Source organism: Paenarthrobacter sp. NPDC089307 (genome assembly GCF_040685055.1).
In the GTDB taxonomy this organism is placed as follows: Bacteria; Actinomycetota; Actinomycetes; order Actinomycetales; family Micrococcaceae; genus Arthrobacter.
The window spans coordinates 501,380-517,441 of record NZ_JBFBHE010000002.1 but is presented as its reverse complement, the minus strand read 5'-3'; the positions used below and the strand labels follow the sequence as shown (position 1 = coordinate 517,441).

The window sequence follows — 16,062 nt, the reverse complement described above, 5'->3', positions numbered from 1 at the left end:
GATGGGAAGTTCCTTTCCTGGTGCCACCGCGGTGTCCGAGGTCAGCATCTACGATTGGCCGGGTCTGGACGGGGCAGCGGGCGGATCGCCGCACCTGCATACTGCGTCCACCGAGGCCTATGTGGTCCAGCAGGGCACGGGTCGGCTGGAAACGCTGGACTCCCGCGGATTCACCACCACCCCTCTGGCGCCCGGGACAGTGGTCTGGTTCACGCCAGGCACCGTGCACAGGGCCATCAACGACTCCGGCGATCTGAGGGTGCTGGTGGTGATGCAGAATGCCGGGCTGCCGGAGAATGGCGACGCCGTGATGACTTTCCCGCCGGAGCACTTGAAGGACGTCGACGCTTACGCCCGCGCCGCTGCCCTGCCCGGAGGAAGGAACGCCGACGCCGGTGACGAGGCCGCTGAGGCGGCAGCGCGCCGTCGTCGCGACCTGGCGCTGGAGGGTTACCTTGAGCTTAAGGCAGCGGTGCAGTCCTCCGGCGTCGGGGCGCTCGCTTCCTTCCACGCTGCGGCAGCGCGGTTGGTTAGCGGCCGGACCGACGTTTGGCGTGACTATCTGGCCGGGGGTGCGGAGCGCCAAGCTGCCCTGACTGGTCGGCAGCTGCACTCCCTGAAGGCCTTGGAAAGTTTCTACTTGCAGGACGCGAGGACTACGATGGGCGAACGGAAAACCCGCAGGATTTATGGCATGTGTGGCCGGATCCAAGCGTGGGAACTTTCCGAAACTGACATCGCCGGGGGCTGATCCCTGGCTGGAAAGGTGGGGACCGATGGCGACCAAGCAGGACTCGGGACGGGCCACGATCAGTGAGATCGCCCGGGAGGCCGGCGTCTCTGTACCCACAGTTTCGAAGGTCCTCAACGGCCACGCCCACGTTGCGGCAGCCACCAGGGCCCGGGTGGAAGAGATCATCGCCAAACGCGACTATGCCCGCCGGCCAGCGAAGCGGACCAAAAGGGCCGGCCTGGTGGACCTCGTGTTCCCTGGCATGGGCTCGGAGTGGGCCTGCGAGATTATTGAAGGCGTGGAGCGCGTAGCCCAGGAAGCCGGATATGGCACCGTGGTCAGCAGCCTGTCCCTGGATGGTTCCAGGATCCGCCCCTGGCTGGCGAACCTCGCCGAGCGAAAGTCCGACGGCGTGCTGCTCGCCGTTTTCGGACTGGACTCAAAGCAGATCCAGCGCATCAAGTCCCTGGGAATCCCCGTCATCCTCATCGACCCCGTGGGTCAGCCCGGGCCGGATCTGATGACCGTGGGCGCAGCGAACTGGGACGGTGCCTTCTCGGCGACGGAGCACCTGCTGAAGCTGGGGCACACACGGATTGGCATGATTGGTGGCCGCGAAGATCTCCAGTGCAGCGGCGCTCGCGAAGACGGATACGAGGCCGCCCTGCGCCGTGCAGGGATAGAGGTGGATCGGTCCTTAATTGTGCCGGGCGATTTCTCCACAGAATCGGGTGCCCGGGGAACCGAGGTCCTCCTGGCTCTCAAAGAGCGGCCGACAGCCATCTTCACCGGTAACGACGCCCAAGCCCTGGGCGCCTACCGGGCTGCCCGAGCGGCCGGTCTGCGGATTCCCGAGGACCTGTCCATTATTGGCTTTGACGACATCCCAGCCGCTGAATGGATCGAGCCCGGCCTCACCACCATCCGCCAGCCGGTTGTTCAGATGGCGGAGACTGCCATGCGGGCGCTCCTTCGCCACCTTGAAGGCGACGAGGAGCTGCCGCAAAGGATCGAGCTCGGAACCGAACTTGTGGTCAGGGGCTCGACGGCGACGCGGGCCTCCTAGCCGCGACCCATGCTTGTCGAGGGGTCGCCGCCGCCTTCGGAGGGGTCGGCGCGAAGGTCGTCGGGGTCTCCGCTGGGCAGCCCGGCCGGGCCCGTGACGTCACCTGAAGCGGCCGGCACATCGGCGTCGTCTTCGCTTGCTTGGCGGGTTCCGGCGTCGTCTCCGTTACCGCCGGTGTTCTTAACGCCGTCGGGTTCCCCCGGAGCGCGCCGACGACCGGTGGGGCGACTCTCCTTGGGCGGGAGGTCCTCGTCCATAGCGTTGGAGCCCTCGCTGATGGACGAGTGGACCTGGATGTCATCGTCCTTCTCGCCGGGCTCGGGGACTTGGCCCTTGTCTACGGGGTCGGAGGTGCCTGCCAGATCTTCCATGGCATTTTCAGTTGCCTTGCGGATGCTGTCTTCTACGCCCATCTGATGACTCCTTTGCAGAATGGCCCGTGGCTGGGCCTGATTGCATAGTAAGCTTACTTACTTGTTGCAGCCTATGGAAGCGTTGACGGAGTTGACAAATCGTCGCGATGCTGTGGGTGTTCCCGCAGGTCAAGGCCTCTCCGATCGCACTTTGTACCGTTGATCGTTGGGGGATAAGGTAATGCCAGACCGTTTTGCAGAGGGCGGCCCTTTTCGCTCCTTTGCTGTCTGCTGGGGACGCTTTTCAGTCAGTAGGAACGTGCATGATCAACCCCCTCCCCGAGCAGGACGCTCTCCGGAACGGATACTTTTTGGATCTCGTTCTGGGCAGCGAGGACGTTGAGGCTTTTCTCAGCGATCTCGCAGTGTTCTCCGCCGAGAGCCTCTCCCACCCGGAGAGCCCGGTATTCAGCGGCATTACCGTGTTACGCCGCAAGAAGTCCGCAACCGCGGCCAGCAGCGACGAGCGCGCCCGCGTCATGGATCAACTTCAAAGTACCTTCGAGGGCCCCTGCCTCACGGCCATGGACAAGCTCACGCCGGTGCTGGTCCAGGATCTCCTGACTGAGCACCGCTGGCCCGACTACGTCCATGCTGCGTCGGATCAGGGCCTGCGCTCGATCCTCAGCGTTCCGCTGCTGGTTGAAGGTGACACCCGGGCGGCCCTGAACCTGTACTCGGAGCAGATCAATGCCTTCAGTGATGCGGATGTGGAGCGGGCGGAGGTCTTCGCCTTGCATGCATCCAAGTCGCTTCGACTTGCCCTGAAAATCGCCCAACTCAGCGACGCACGCAATGACATGGCGGCCGCAATGCAGTCGCGCACCGTCATTGACCTGGCCGTAGGGGCGATCATGGCTCAAAACCACTGCAGCCAGGACGAAGCGTTCACGATCCTCCGCACAGCTTCGAGCAACCGCAACATCAAGTTGCGGCACCTGGCAAAGTCCATCATTGCCGCCGTTTCCTCGGGGAAGATCACCACGCACTTCGAGGAATGAAGGTGATCCTCCTTGGCGGGGTTGAATTTGCTGTCCGCACTCGACCGAGTCCCCGTAGTTCCGGGGGTCCCGCGTTGCCCGCCCGAATGATCCAGCAGAATCGCGCCAGCGCCTGCTGAGTCCGCCCTGTGGCCCCGTTTCGTAACCCGAGGCAACCATGGAGCAGACTGGGTTGGGTGACCGCCAACAAACCCCGTCCCGGGCTCGCGATAGCAGCGCTGAGCCTTGGAACGGCACTGAATCCGCTGAATTCGTCCATGATTGCTGTCGCGTTGGTGGTCCTTCGGGAGCACTTCGCGCTCGACGTCGCCACTGTCACCTGGGTGATCACGTCGTTCTATCTGGCATCCGCAGCCGGCCAGCCACTCATGGGCAGGCTCGCTGATCGATTTGGTCCCCGCCGATTGTTTATGTTCGGCATGGCATTGGTGGCTGTGACGTGCGCAGTCGCTCCCTTCCTGCCCAATTTCGCGTTGGTTTGTGTTGCCCGGGCACTTATGGCTGTGGGAACCGCCACCGCATACCCGTCGGCCGTGGTTATGGTGACCGAGTTGAGCAAGCTCGCCAACCTGCCATCCACCCGTCCCCTTGGGCGGATCCAGATGGCGAATACGTCCGCTGCGGCTATTGGTCCGGTGGTCGGTGGACTGTTGGTGAGCCTGGTGGGATGGCAGGCGTTGTTCGCGATCAACGTTCCCATCGCGCTGCTTGCACTGTTTGTTGTCCGCAAAACCGCACCGGCTGATTCCGGCCGGGAAACCGGTTCGTTCGGAACACTCATCCGCGACTCCGACATCCCCGGCATCCTCGCCTTCGTTACTTCACTCATGCTGGCCATGATGGCGCTGCTCAACGTACTGCCCGGCTACCGTTGGTACCTTCTGGGTGCGGCTACCGTCGTCGGCGCCCTCTTTGCCTGGCGCGAGCTGAGGTTCCGGCCTCCGTTCCTGGACCTGCGTTTGCTGGGCCGGAACCGGCCGCTGTTGCTGGTCTATTTGCTCTTCATCGTGTTCAGCGGCGTGTATTACTTCGCGTTCTTCGGCCTCCCGCAGCTGCTGCAGGAAGCGGGGCATTACGACGCCGGTGTGGTAGGCCTGCTGATGCTGCCGCTTGCGGCGTTGTCGGTTGTGGTGACGCCCCTTACCGTGCGGTTCATTGAGCGGTTCGGCGTCCGTTCCGTGCTGATCACCGGGGTGCTGATCCTGACCCTCGCAGCGGGAGCGCTCGGGGTCCTGACCATGTCCCTGTGGGCGCCGGTGGTCTTCGTGCTGACCGCGGTGATGGGTGTTCCTTACGGTGTTGTCAGTACCGCCTCCAACCAGGGCCTCTATGTTTCGGCGCGGCCCGAGGAGAGGGGCGTGGCAGCCGGAATCTTCCAGACGTGCCGCTACCTGGGGGCTATTACAGCAACCGTGTTGATCGGTGTGCTCTATGGCTCGGGCGTGAACCAGGCCAACTGGGGGCTCATGGTCCTGGTCATGCTGGGGTTGAGTGCCGTGGTGTTGGTGCTGACCGTGATGTGGCGGAAGCCTGCAGAGTAGGCCCCACAACTTCTGGGTGCGGCGTTGTGAGGCCCGATGTGCAGGGTATTTCGGTGTTGAAAGGCGCAGAGTAGGCCCCGCAACTCACGGGTGGGCGTTGTGGGGCCCGATGTGCAGGGTATTTCGGTGTTGAAAGGCGCGGAGTAGGCCCCATAACTTCTGGGTGGGGCGTTGTGAGGCCCGATGGGCAGGGTATTTCGGTGTTGAAAGGCGCAGAGTAGGCCCCGCAACTCACGGGTGGGGCGTTGTGGGGCCCGCTGTGCAGGGTATTTCGGTGTTGACAGGCGCAGAGTAGTCCCCGCAACTCACGGGTGGGGCGTTGTGAGGCCAGAAGTGCCACCGCCCCGGCTGTGGAGAGCGTTGCGCGTGTGTGATTGGCCGGCACCCAGCGTCTCAAGAGCCGACTCCAGTCCTGACCGTGGGGGCCGATAAGCCTTAGGCGGTCGAAAGTCCAACGCGGCGATAGCCTTGCTTAAATAACTGAGCAGGCTCATAATTGAGTTAAGTCAGTAATTTCCACAAGGGAGAGTTTCAGTGAAAGCCTTCGTCCTCACGCAGTACAAGCAGCCGTTGCAGGAAGTTGATGTCCCGGAGCCTGTCGTAGGGGATCACGACGTGCTGGTACAGGTCCATTCGGCGGGCCTGAACCAGCTCGATGAGAAAATCCGGCTGGGGGAGTTCAAGCAGATCCTCCCGTACCGCCTTCCCCAGGTCCTTGGACATGACCTCGCCGGCGTCGTCCTGGAGGTAGGCGCAAAAGTCCGTTCGTTCGCCCCCGGCGACCAGGTGTTTGCCCGCGCAGCCGACCACCGGATTGGGTCGTTCGCGGAGCGCATTGCCGTCGCTGAACAGGACCTCGCCATCAAGCCGTCCACCATCAGCATGGACGAAGCCGGAGCCCTGCCGTTGGTGGCCCTGACGGCCTGGCAGGCCTTGGTGGAGCGTGGTGCCGTGGGCCCCGGGCAGAAAGTGCTGATTCATGCCGGCGCCGGGGGAGTGGGCTCCATTGCCATTCAGCTCGCCAAATACCTGGGGGCCACCGTCGCAACCACGGTAAGTACAGGTAACAAAGAATTCGTGCGGGAGCTGGGCGCGGACGTGGTGATCGACTACCGGAAGGACGACTTCACGGAGATCGTCCACGACTACGATCTGGTACTGGACAGCCTGGGCGGCGAGAATCTGGAACGTTCACTCAGGGTGTTGAAGCCCGGCGGAAAAGCCATCGGCATCGCCGGGCCGCCGGACGCCGGGTTTGCCCGTCAGCTTGGCGCGAACCCCATCTTGCGTGGCGTGATGTCGCTCCTCAGCTCGGGCATCCGCCGCCAAGCCCGCCGTCTCGGCGTCACCTACGAGTTCCTCTTTATGCACGCCGACGGCGGACAGTTGCGCGAAATCGCGGACCTCATCGACGCGGGCCACATCAAACCGGTGGTCGGTCGAGTGGTTCCCTTCGACCAAACCTCCGAAGTACTCGCCACCTTGGACAAAGGCGGCGTCCGCGGCAAGACCGTCATCAGCCACAGCTACAACCCAGACAGGACCACGTCATGACCAATCAGCAGCAAGGCACTTATCTGCAGGTACCCGCCGCCACTCTCACAGCAGATGGCGTCAGCTACGCCTACCGGGAATTCGGCCCCAGGGGTGGCGTCCCCGTGGTGTTCCTGATCCATCTGGCCGGGACCATGGACAACTGGGATCCGAGCATCATCGATCCCATTGCCCGGACGCACCACGTGATCACCTTCAGCAACCGCGGGGTGGGCGCCACAACGGGAGCCGTCCCGGATTCCATCGAGGCTATGGCAGACGACGCCGCCAGCTTCATCAAGGCCCTGGGCTATCCCGCAGTGGACCTGTTCGGTTTCTCCTTGGGCGGCATGATCGCGCAGTCGCTGGTGCTCAAACACCCGGAACTGGTCCGCAAGCTCATCCTTGCCGGCACGGGTCCTGCCAGCGGGCGGGGGATCGAGAAGATCATGGGCGTCACCTATTACGACGTGCTCCGTGGCACCCTCACCAGGCAGGATCCCAAGGAATTCCTGTTCTTCAACCGGAATGCAGCCGGTAAGCCCGCGGCAAGGGCTTTCATCAACCGGCTCAAAGAGCGGACCACCAACCGGGAAGTGCCCATCAAGCTAAGCGCATTCCAGGCCCAGCTGAAGGCTATCAGGCGGTGGGGATTGTCGCCGTCGGTGGACTTGGGTGTCATCACCCAACCGACCCTGATTGCGAACGGCGACAACGACCGCATGGTCCCCTCGGTCCTTTCGGAGGACATGCACCGCCGGATTCCCGGCAGCGAGCTCATCATCTACCCGGACTCAGGACACGGTGGAATCTTCCAGTACCACCAGCAGTTCTCCGCCGCAGTGCTGGAATTCCTGGGCCGCTGATACGGTAGCTGGATGAAGCCTGCGCCCCAGACCCTTGGCCGACGTGAGCGGAATAAGCAGGAGAAGCTTGACCGCATCACCGCGGCCGCACGAGAGCTTTTCACCCAGCACGGCGTGGACGAGGTCACCACCCAGCAAGTAGCTGAAAAGGCCGACGTCGGTTCGGGAACCTTGTTCTTGTACGCGAAGACCAAGGCGGAGCTGCTTCTGCTGGTACACAACGTGAAATACGCCGAGGCTCTTGAAACGGGCGTGGCTGCTGCGGCCCGGGAAGAGACCGTGATTGATGCCGTCATGGCCATCATCAATCCGATCATCACCTGCAACCGGGTCCAGATTGAGAACGGCAGAACATATTTGAAGGAGATCGTCTTTGGTGACCCGGCTGAGCCGCACCACGCCGAGGCGCTCGCCCTCACCCAACGGACGGAAGCCGCCGTCGTCGATGTCCTGAACCGTGACCCCAAACTGGCGGCGCGTGGATCTGCAAAGCTGGCCGGAATCATTTCCGCCGTGATGTTCATCAGCATGACGTCCGCCGCCAACCTGGGCTTGAGTGATGCCCAGGTCGGCGACGAAATCCGCGCCCAGGTCAGCGTGCTGCTGGGGGGTTAGCTTCTAGCGGTTCAGGAATTCCTCGTGCTGGCGGTGGGCTTCCTTCACCTGCTCGCGGATCTTCTCCACATCCTTGGCCTTGTTCCGGTATTTGAGGGGCATCTGCACGATCTGCGCTTCCTCGGCCGTCAGTGCGCGGTAGATCCGCTCGCGCTCGTTGGCGTCGGCGGTGTAGTCGAGGTCCAGGTAGTCCACCGCGTGCCGGCGGGCGTTGTTGATGGCCGTCTGTGCCTTGCCTGCGGGGCTGATGAGTGAAAGCACCACGGTGATGACAAGGACACCGATGATCACGCTCAGCGAGAGGCCGGTGGTGATTTCGACGACGGCCACGTGCTCGCCGTCGTTGATGAACGGCAGGTTGTTCTCGTGGAGGGCGTGCAGGACGAGCTTGACGCCGATGAACGCGAGGATCGCTGCCAGGCCGTAGGAGAGGTAGATCAGGCGGTCCAGCAGGCCGTCGATCAGGAAGTAGAGCTGGCGCAGGCCCATCAGCGAGAATGCGGTGGCCGTGAAGACGATGAACACGTTCTGGGTGAGGCCGAAGATTGCCGGGATGGAGTCCAGCGCGAACAGGATGTCCGTGCCGCCGATCGCCACCATCACCAGCAACATGGGAGTCAGGGCACGCTTGCCGTTGACCACGGTGAAGAGTTTGTCGCCGTCGTACTTGTCCGTGGTGTGGAAGAACTTCTTGGCCATGCGGATGATGAAATTGTTGGCTTGGTCATCGCCGTGGTCGCCGGGCTTGAGCAGGTTGCCAGCGGTGAGGAGCAAGATCAGGCCGAAGATGTAGAAGACCCAGGCGAACGAGTTGATCAGCGCAGCACCAAGGAAAATGAAGCCGGTACGGGCGATCAGCGAGAACACAATGCCGAACAGCAGGACCTTCTGCTGGTCTTCGCGCGGGACGCGGAAGCTCGCCATGATGATCAGGAACACGAACAGGTTGTCCACCGAGAGGGCCTTCTCCGTGATGTAGCCGGCGAAGTACTCCGAGCCCATCTGAGCGCCGCCGAAGACCAGCACCAGGATGCCGAAGACTACGGCCAGCCCTACGTAGATGGACGACCAGATCGCTGCTTCCTTAAGCGATGGAACGTGGGCTTTGCGTATGTGGAAGAAGTAGTCGAAGGCCAAGAGCGCCAGAATGGCGACGATGGTGATGCCCCAGATAAGGGGAGAGACGGTCATATGATCCTGCTTTCGTGAGGCGCGCGAATGGTGTTGCTCACCGAGGGTCAAACTCGTGGAATCAAATTTACCGGGTCTGGGATGGTGGCGGGTAACCGGTGTGTGTCACGGGATGCACGACGGCGGGTGGATGGTCAAGCGTTGAGGCAAACCGTCTTGTTCACAATTGTGGCGGCGTGGTGTGATGACAACGCCAAGCTTGATGGCACGCTTCAACCTATGACCACAGCCTTCCCGACTGAATCCCTTATCTCGCCGGAGTCCTTGACGATACTTCTGTCCGCCCACCAGAGCTATCACGCTGTTAGACCACCCTCATACGACGAGGTCCTGACGGAGATTGCAGAACGCGTGAGAGAGGCCGAAAGCATCGGCAAAGCCGATATCGGCGCCCTACTGTTTTGGAAAAGGTTGCGTGCCGACACCATTTGGGCTAGAGCACTATTGGAGCTGCCTGAAGCCAAAGTGCGCGAGCTCACTGCCCCTGCGGTGGAAGGGGTTAACGACTTGTCACTTTCCGTGCGTGAGGCCGCCGTAGCCGGTCGCAAAGCACTTTCTGCATTGCCTGGCTTCGGAAGTGGCGATGCTTTGGCCTCGGCACTGCTGGTTGCCGCGGCACCGCACCGTATGGCCATCTATGATCGTCGTGCTCAGAAGGGCCTAAAGGTCATAGGGGTTAAGTTGTCGCCAGCTCGAGGACGGTATGGCCGATACATGGAACAGGTAGAGGCCATTCGCGCGACAGCCAAAGCACAGAATCACGAATGGACGGCGCGAGACGTCGATTTAGCCCTCTACACTTTGGGCGCATAATTCATATTTTGGCTCGTCGCATCAGGCTGACATAATCGAAGCGCAGATGCCCGTCGCCTATGCTGGTCTGGCCAATGGCGAACTGGACGGAAATGTCACCTGTCGCGAATCTTCGCAACGCAGTTCGCTTTCGTCATTATTTTGGGGAGCCGAGTGTCGAACGACGCCAAATACGAGTATAAGTCTGTCCAAGCCGTCCGCGGCCTTGAGAGCCGGGCTTTAGCCAAAGCTCAGCAAGAGGGCGGCTGGGAACTCATAGATCAAACTCAGGGAACGCTGCGAACGACGCTTAAATTCCGCCGCCTAAAGCCTGAATCGACTTTGTCCACGTGGTTGGTCGCGTTCAGGGCTTTCAGCCCCAGAAAGCGGGCTGTGATAACCGGAGCCGGCGCAACTGTTGTGGCACTCGCTGCAGTAGGCATTGGCTTTTCCTCCAGCCACGAGATGCGTGATGGATCTGCGCAAGATGGACCAGACCAGACTAGTGCTCCGGCGCCATCCCTCCAAGAGGTCGCAACTCCTTCGCCCGCCGCTGCTCCGAGCGAGACAACGACCGACAACATCACCGTCGACAACACCCCTGAGTTCGCCGCCATCATGAAGGTTGGTGACTACTGTGATGCGTCTATAGCGCGATTTGCTAGTAAGTACAAAGGTCGTTCGATTGAGTTCGACGGGTCCATCGCCAACATGCAAAAGCACGGAAGCTACCAAACTCGTTACGACATCCTTTTGGGACCCGGCGACGGAGGTACCAAATCCGTGTTGGGGCCAGCACTCAAGTACGAAGACGTGAACATGTTTGATCTCAAATTAACCGGTGAAAAGATCCCGGATTATGTGGGTGAGAACGACAAATTTCGTTTCGTTGCGGAGGTCGGCGAATACGGCGCTAAGTCATGCTTGTTCTCCCTTAAACCAGTGTCAACGTCCCCCAGATAGGCCCTGACTAAGCAGTTCGTGGTCCGTCGGGTTGACGCTAGCTGACGCTGACCAACACCTCGTCGATGCGCGCGAGGAGGCCTGGCCAACCGTTGCCCATGCCCTCGATGGCCTGCCGTCCCATAGGCGAGTCCAGGTTGAAGCCGGCGTGTTCGAAGTGGAGTGTTGTCCCGGCGTCGACCGTTTCAAGCCTCCAGGTGATGGTGGTGTCCAAAGAGCCCTCGGCGAAGAGGAAAGTGATGGACTCGCCAGGTTCGACGGCGGTGACCTCGCACTGCTGCTGGCCCCAGCCGCCCATATCCATGGTGAAGCGGTGGCCAATGACGGGCGCGATGTCGCCGGGCGCCCACCAGCGGGCGAGGAGTTCCGGCGTGGTGAGGGCGGCCCACACTGAGTCTTTGGGGTGGGGGAAGGTGCGCTCGAGGCGGATCGCGTTTTCAGTCATGGGTATTCTCCTCATCCAGTAGGTTGGCCAGGGCATCGAGCCGCTGGTTCCAATATTGCTCGTAGTGCTTCAGCCAGCCACTGACTTCACGTAGTCCTTGCGGCTGGAGGTGGTAGATCCTGTGCCTGCCTTGCCGTTCCTCGCGGATTAGGCCCGCCTCTTTGAGGACTGTCAGATGTTCCGACGCCGATGAGCGGCTGAGATCCAGACGCCCAGTCAGCTCGCCTGCCGACAGAGGTCCCTCGAGAAGGGTGTCGAGGATGGTCCGCCGCGAAGGATTCGCGAGGACGCCGAAGACGTCTGAGGGCACAAGGCGATCATATGTCGGAAATTTCCGAAATAACAAGCTACTCTCTGTTTGGCGTAGCAGGCCATGTCGTCAAGGGCTCTAACTTCTAAGTGCTATTGCAGGATCGGCACGAGCGGCGACGATTGCTGGGTAGGCGGCTGAGATCGCTCCGGTAAGTCCTCCAATTACGACCCCGAGCAAAGGCATGCTGGACGTAATTACAGGTGTCCACTCGTTGGCGGCGGAAACTCCTATAACCGCACTGGTACCGAGGACGCTGCCAGCAATGCCTCCGGCTAAGCCAACGGTTATACCCTCGAGAAGAAACAAGCGTGCAACAGACCATTTGCTGGCGCCCAAGGCACGTCGAAGCGCGACTTCTCCGGCTCTCGCCTGTACTGACAAGTACATGGCAGTTGCGGCAGTTAGCGAGGCCAACACCAACAGAACGCCTGATACGAGGCCGACCATAAGCCCAAGCTGGTCGCCGACGCCAGTTTTCAGGTTGCGCAGGTCAGCTACAGTTTGGACGTTGATGGCGCCGGGGTTATCTGGACTCAAAGCCACCGGAATCGCATCGCTTAGCGGTGCTGGATAGCCCGGTTTTGTCCGGGCAATGTAGGAGGGCTGCAGGTTTTTGATGTTGGATGCAGCGGGCGGATTCAGGAATACCTTGTCCTCTGCCGATGCATCCCGCGTGCTGTTTTGGATGAGGGATATGACGGGAACTGGGTTTCCGTCGACCCAGATAACGACGCCTGGGGCAGCTCTCTCAATGCCAATCGTAGCCGCCGCCTTCGTCCCGATGACAGCGGCGGGAATGTCCGGGTAGGCTGCTAGGTTCCTCCCCGCCGTTTGAGGCAGCATTTCGCTGTCCAGGATGGATAGACGGTTGGCGTCAGCAACCTCGATGAGCCCATTGAAGTACGTCGTCGAGGCGGAGGACCGGCCTATGTGAGCGTCGGCTGGTGCGATGATGGACGTCAGGCCAACACGTTCGACGCCCTCAAGGGCATCAACAGCCTCATAGGTGGCTTCCAGCTGGGCATTAGTTGGCATGGTTCCGGAGGGAAGCCGGTTGTCTGTGAACCGAAGCTCGTCCAAGGCGGCTAGGTCTAGACGCTCCGCTACCTGTGCGGAGGTTGTTTGCGTAAGTCCGGTGGCGGTGACCAGCCCACCGGCACCAAGGACAAATGCCGTCAACAGCAGCGCAGTCCGCATTGGACGGCTGGAAAGTGAATTGACGCTATCCGCTACGGTTTCTAGTAGACGCAGGAAGCTCGATCCGCGTTTACTCCGCTCCGCTTCTTGCTCAAGTTGGAGCGGTCTGCAGGCAGCCGAAGAACTTTCGCTGAGCACGCCGTCCGTCAGTGAAAGGCGGCGGTCTGCTGCGGCGGCAACTCTTTCATCGTGTGTGATGACGACAATGGCAACGCCTCGGTTTGCCGCAGAGCGCAGGTCATCGATGACGAGGGATGTGTTCGCTGAATCCAAGTTGCCGGTTGGTTCATCGGCGAGCAGTATCCGGGGGCTGGTTGCCATAGCTCGGGCGATTGCAAGCCGCTGGCGCTCGCCTCCAGATAGCAGCCTCGCTTGAACAAGAGCTCGATGGGAGAGCCCGAACTGTTCCAGAATCTTCGAGACCATGGCGGATCGCTGTGACAGGGGAACGCCCTGAATTCGCAATCCAAGTGCGGCATTCAGAGCCGCAGGTTCATGCGGCAGCAGGTAGGAGTTCTGGAAGACGAAACCGATCGTCTCTGATCGCAATTCGTTTCGCTGGCGTTCGGTCAAGGACCCTGCGGAGCGTCCCGTAACCTCAAAACGGCCGCTGGTCGGCCTGTCCAGGAGTCCCAGCACATTGAGGAGGGTGCTCTTTCCAGATCCTGAGGGCCCCACGATAGCAACGAACTCCCCGGCCCGTACCGCGAAGCTTGCCTCTCTGAGGGCTACGGTCGGCACCTCGCCATCGAAGACGCGCCGCAGATCCTCGGCCCTCATGACGACCTTCGGATGAAGACTTGTCATGGTACTCGGACTTTCTGCCCGACCGCCAGCGGAACCTTTGAATCTACGGCAGCCCACCCAGAGGACTGAGACGATACGGTGACGTCCGCTCGTTGGAATTGTGACGCGTCCTGGCTCCCCGACGCCGTCGATTCGAGTTCGATGAAGGAACCGACTCCATCGTGCTGTATCGCGATCAGTGGGACGGCGAGCCTCGGTTGCGGTACTGATGTCCGTTGCACGTTGACGATCTTCTCTGGGACCAACCAAGATGACCCATCACGTGGCACGGAAATGGTGATGTCCTTCCCGGGACCCTCGCCGTTCGCGCCGACCTTCTCCGTAAATGCTCCCACGGACAGAATGCTGCTCTCTACGGACTGGTCGCCGACAGAAAGGCGAACGCTGTTACCGGCAGCGACAGCATCCGCATCAACAATCGATGCTCGGGCGACAAGCACGTCCGCTGTTGTCTGAATCATTACGAGCGGCGAAGTGTCATCGACCAGCGATGCGAGCCCGGCAGTGCTTGTGACCATGCCCTTGTTGCCGGGGATCTGGGCAAAGTCCTGCCAGCTAAACGGCGGCTTATCTGGAGCTTTGAGGCCATCGCCCATGTAGATCTGCTTGATGGCATCACGGGAGGCCGCATCGAACGTGCCCGATGCGGTGACAGTTCCGAAGCCCATTGCCTGTAGTGCTTTTTGAAGTTCGGTGACATCATCTCCGGAATCGCCCGTATCGAGGTCCCGGTATAAAGGAACATAATCAGGGAGGAGAAAGATTGGGTGGCCGCCGACTGAACCAAGGAAGGATCCGGGTGCAACTTCTGTGCCTACTGCAGGGCCCGGCTTGGTTACAACCTGGCGGGCGGCGCCGGACGAAACCGAAGGGTGCACGGCTGTGGCCTGACCCCGGACAACCGATCCTTTGAGTGTCAGCTGTTTGTCCACAACCTTCATTGATATAGGAAACGTGACAGGCACAGAGAGTTTGGCGTTGTTCAGTGCAACGTCGCTGGGGGCTTTGACCAGGGAGCCCGCCCAAAATGCGACTGCCAGCAGCATGAGAACTGTGAGAAGGAATACCCAGACCCTCATAGGATGCAGGAGGCGACGTGCTTGCGTCTCGATTTCAGCGGTTTCACCGTATCGAATATTTCTAGATCTCATCGACAAATGTCCTAACTTCCACTGAATGTACTGACGATTTGAGTAGCTTCTTTCAGTGTCTCGTCGATTTTTTGCCGCTGGGCCAGCAAGCCGGCTTCATTTTCCTTGATTAGGGTTGCTTGATAAGAGGATTCGATGTCAGCCATCTGTTGCACGAAGTTCATGTCTTCCTTGCATTGAATGTCGGCAACTGCCACGCGGATGCCGGTTTCCTTATCGCCCAATGATTCGACCGGACTCCACTGGTCGCTGCCGTCAAACGTTCCACCGTGGTCTCTAAGGCAGGATTTCCACCTTTCGACGAGTTCAATGGTCTGTGGATCCTTCTTAGCAGCCTCAGTCGCTTTTCCTGTTAGTTGTACGGATAAGGCATTTCGGTCGATGCCGTAGCTCGTTGAAGGTATTACTTCGCTCAGGCAAGAATCCCACTGGTGGTTGAACTCAGGCGTCTTGGTTTCAAGCCGCGGAGCACCAAGGTTTTCTTCCGGCCGCCCGTAACCATATTGTTCGGCTGTGGCCATCAACCAGATTCCATAAGGACGCTCCGATGCAGTTGTTCTGTCCTTAAAGGTGGACATTAAATCAATTGGTTGGTTGTTTTCTGACATGAACTTTTGAATTCTTATGTTTCCCGCACGTTCAATGAGATTTAACTCACTAATTGAGACGGAGTATTTGTCGAGTGGATATACTATTGACTCGATGTCTGAACGCAGCAGTGCACTGGCTTTAGTGGGTTGGAGGGCTGCGTCGGACTGCGGTTGGCCCATCGCGCAGCCGGTGAGAGTTGCTGTTGACAGGATTGCCGCGATGAGAACTTTACGAACTTGCATGTTTTCTTCCGGTCGTAGACGGTCCGAGACCCGGGCACCCGGAAGAATTCTGAATGCCCGAGCATCGATGGTTGCCGTGCCTTATTTACATTGACAGGCTCGAAATGATGTCCGAATAGGTGTACGGCCAGTGGCCCGGCACGCCGTAATTTGTGAGGTAACCTACATCCTCGCCCGGGGCGAGTTGCAACCATGTTCCGGACCAATTTAAGTCGGCGTACAGGGTTGATACCCTGGATGACCGACTGTCAACTGAACTTGCCTTGTCGTTAATAGCGTCCCCGACATAACCCTGGGAGAGGTAGTAGCTCTCCTTGAAACCGCCGTAGTTTGTGTCGTCCCACAGGCAGATTCTGTACTGGCAGTCGTACGCCGCCTGTGCGGGTGCGGTGCTGAGCGCAACACCGGAGGCGGCCAATAGGAGTGTGGCCGTCGTAGCTATGGCAGCGCGCGTACTGGATTTCTTGTTCATTTAGGTCTCCCTCGTAGACAGTCGGGGCTGCGTCCGTGCTCCCCGGACACCTTTCTTGTGAGGGCGCACCCCGAAACGTGACGCGCATCTCACCCCCTTATTGGTTGTCATTGCCGAGAGGGTACCGGTT

17 protein-coding genes are annotated in these 16,062 nt (G+C 60.3%); 9 read left to right on the top strand and 8 right to left on the bottom strand.

The features are described from left to right. Position 1 precedes the first annotated feature (1 nt). Together AB0N72_RS06255 and AB0N72_RS06250 are read left to right on the top strand one after the other, a co-directional pair. Complete coding sequence (locus tag AB0N72_RS06255; RefSeq protein ID WP_363930098.1) at positions 2–751, top strand: cupin domain-containing protein; 750 nt, start codon at positions 2–4, stop codon at positions 749–751. Between the two features lie 25 nt (positions 752–776). Then, positions 777–1,799 (top strand): LacI family DNA-binding transcriptional regulator, encoded by a 1,023-nt coding sequence (locus tag AB0N72_RS06250; protein WP_363930097.1) that lies wholly within the window; start codon positions 777–779, stop codon positions 1,797–1,799. Here AB0N72_RS06250 and AB0N72_RS06245 read toward each other — a convergent pair. Beyond that, positions 1,796–2,212, bottom strand: coding sequence for a hypothetical protein (locus tag AB0N72_RS06245; protein ID WP_363930096.1), 417 nt, complete (start codon positions 2,210–2,212; stop codon positions 1,796–1,798). The genes AB0N72_RS06250 and AB0N72_RS06245 overlap by 4 nt on opposite strands. Before the next feature lie 263 nt (positions 2,213–2,475). Between AB0N72_RS06245 and AB0N72_RS06240 the strand changes: the two genes are divergently transcribed. From AB0N72_RS06240 to AB0N72_RS06220, 5 genes are all read left to right on the top strand, one after another. Beyond that, on the top strand, positions 2,476–3,213 hold the full coding sequence (locus AB0N72_RS06240) for a GAF and ANTAR domain-containing protein (RefSeq protein ID WP_363930095.1): 738 nt from the start codon (positions 2,476–2,478) through the stop codon (positions 3,211–3,213). A gap of 176 nt (positions 3,214–3,389) precedes the next feature. Further along, a complete protein-coding gene (locus AB0N72_RS06235) occupies positions 3,390–4,754 on the top strand; it encodes an MFS transporter (protein WP_363930094.1) in 1,365 nt (454 codons plus the stop codon). A 534-nt stretch (positions 4,755–5,288) separates the two neighbouring features. Beyond that, positions 5,289–6,308: an NADP-dependent oxidoreductase gene (locus AB0N72_RS06230; RefSeq protein ID WP_363930093.1), complete on the top strand. Its 1,020-nt coding sequence runs from the start codon at positions 5,289–5,291 to the stop codon at positions 6,306–6,308. Then, positions 6,305–7,153, top strand: coding sequence for an alpha/beta hydrolase (locus AB0N72_RS06225; protein WP_363930092.1), 849 nt, complete (start codon positions 6,305–6,307; stop codon positions 7,151–7,153). The genes AB0N72_RS06230 and AB0N72_RS06225 overlap by 4 nt, the downstream gene beginning before the upstream one ends. Before the next feature lie 12 nt (positions 7,154–7,165). Beyond that, positions 7,166–7,768, top strand: coding sequence for a helix-turn-helix domain-containing protein (locus AB0N72_RS06220; RefSeq protein WP_363930091.1), 603 nt, complete (start codon positions 7,166–7,168; stop codon positions 7,766–7,768). Positions 7,769–7,771: 3 nt separating this feature from the next. Here AB0N72_RS06220 and AB0N72_RS06215 read toward each other — a convergent pair whose 3' ends face one another. Further along, positions 7,772–8,959, bottom strand: coding sequence for a TerC family protein (locus AB0N72_RS06215; RefSeq protein ID WP_363930090.1), 1,188 nt, complete (start codon positions 8,957–8,959; stop codon positions 7,772–7,774). A 156-nt stretch (positions 8,960–9,115) separates the two neighbouring features. On the opposite strand from AB0N72_RS06215, the gene AB0N72_RS06210 reads away from it, so the two are divergent. Both AB0N72_RS06210 and AB0N72_RS06205 read left to right on the top strand, forming a co-directional pair. Then, the gene (locus AB0N72_RS06210; RefSeq protein WP_363930089.1) at positions 9,116–9,772 is read left to right on the top strand and encodes a hypothetical protein; all 657 of its coding nucleotides are present in this window, start codon (positions 9,116–9,118) and stop codon (positions 9,770–9,772) included. A gap of 153 nt (positions 9,773–9,925) precedes the next feature. Continuing rightward, positions 9,926–10,714: a DUF4839 domain-containing protein gene (locus AB0N72_RS06205; RefSeq protein WP_363930088.1), complete on the top strand. Its 789-nt coding sequence runs from the start codon at positions 9,926–9,928 to the stop codon at positions 10,712–10,714. A gap of 37 nt (positions 10,715–10,751) precedes the next feature. On the opposite strand, the gene AB0N72_RS06200 is transcribed toward AB0N72_RS06205, so the two are convergent. From AB0N72_RS06200 to AB0N72_RS06175, 6 genes are all read right to left on the bottom strand, one after another. Beyond that, positions 10,752–11,159 carry an SRPBCC domain-containing protein gene (locus AB0N72_RS06200; protein WP_363930087.1) on the bottom strand — a complete coding sequence of 136 codons (408 nt, stop codon included), beginning with the start codon at positions 11,157–11,159 and terminating at the stop codon, positions 10,752–10,754. Next, a complete protein-coding gene (locus tag AB0N72_RS06195) occupies positions 11,152–11,469 on the bottom strand; it encodes a metalloregulator ArsR/SmtB family transcription factor (RefSeq protein ID WP_363930085.1) in 318 nt (105 codons plus the stop codon). The genes AB0N72_RS06200 and AB0N72_RS06195 overlap by 8 nt, the downstream gene beginning before the upstream one ends. A gap of 78 nt (positions 11,470–11,547) precedes the next feature. Then, the gene (locus tag AB0N72_RS06190; protein WP_363930084.1) at positions 11,548–13,476 is read right to left on the bottom strand and encodes an ATP-binding cassette domain-containing protein; all 1,929 of its coding nucleotides are present in this window, start codon (positions 13,474–13,476) and stop codon (positions 11,548–11,550) included. Continuing rightward, complete coding sequence (locus AB0N72_RS06185) at positions 13,473–14,522, bottom strand: peptidoglycan-binding domain-containing protein (protein WP_363930083.1); 1,050 nt, start codon at positions 14,520–14,522, stop codon at positions 13,473–13,475. The genes AB0N72_RS06190 and AB0N72_RS06185 overlap by 4 nt, the downstream gene beginning before the upstream one ends. A 116-nt stretch (positions 14,523–14,638) precedes the next feature. After that, entirely contained in the window at positions 14,639–15,235 is a 597-nt protein-coding gene (locus AB0N72_RS06180) for a hypothetical protein (protein WP_364081209.1), read from the bottom strand. 310 nt (positions 15,236–15,545) lie between these two features. After that, on the bottom strand, positions 15,546–15,932 hold the full coding sequence (locus AB0N72_RS06175) for a peptidase inhibitor family I36 protein (RefSeq protein ID WP_363930081.1): 387 nt from the start codon (positions 15,930–15,932) through the stop codon (positions 15,546–15,548). Between the last annotated feature and the right edge of the window lie 130 nt (positions 15,933–16,062).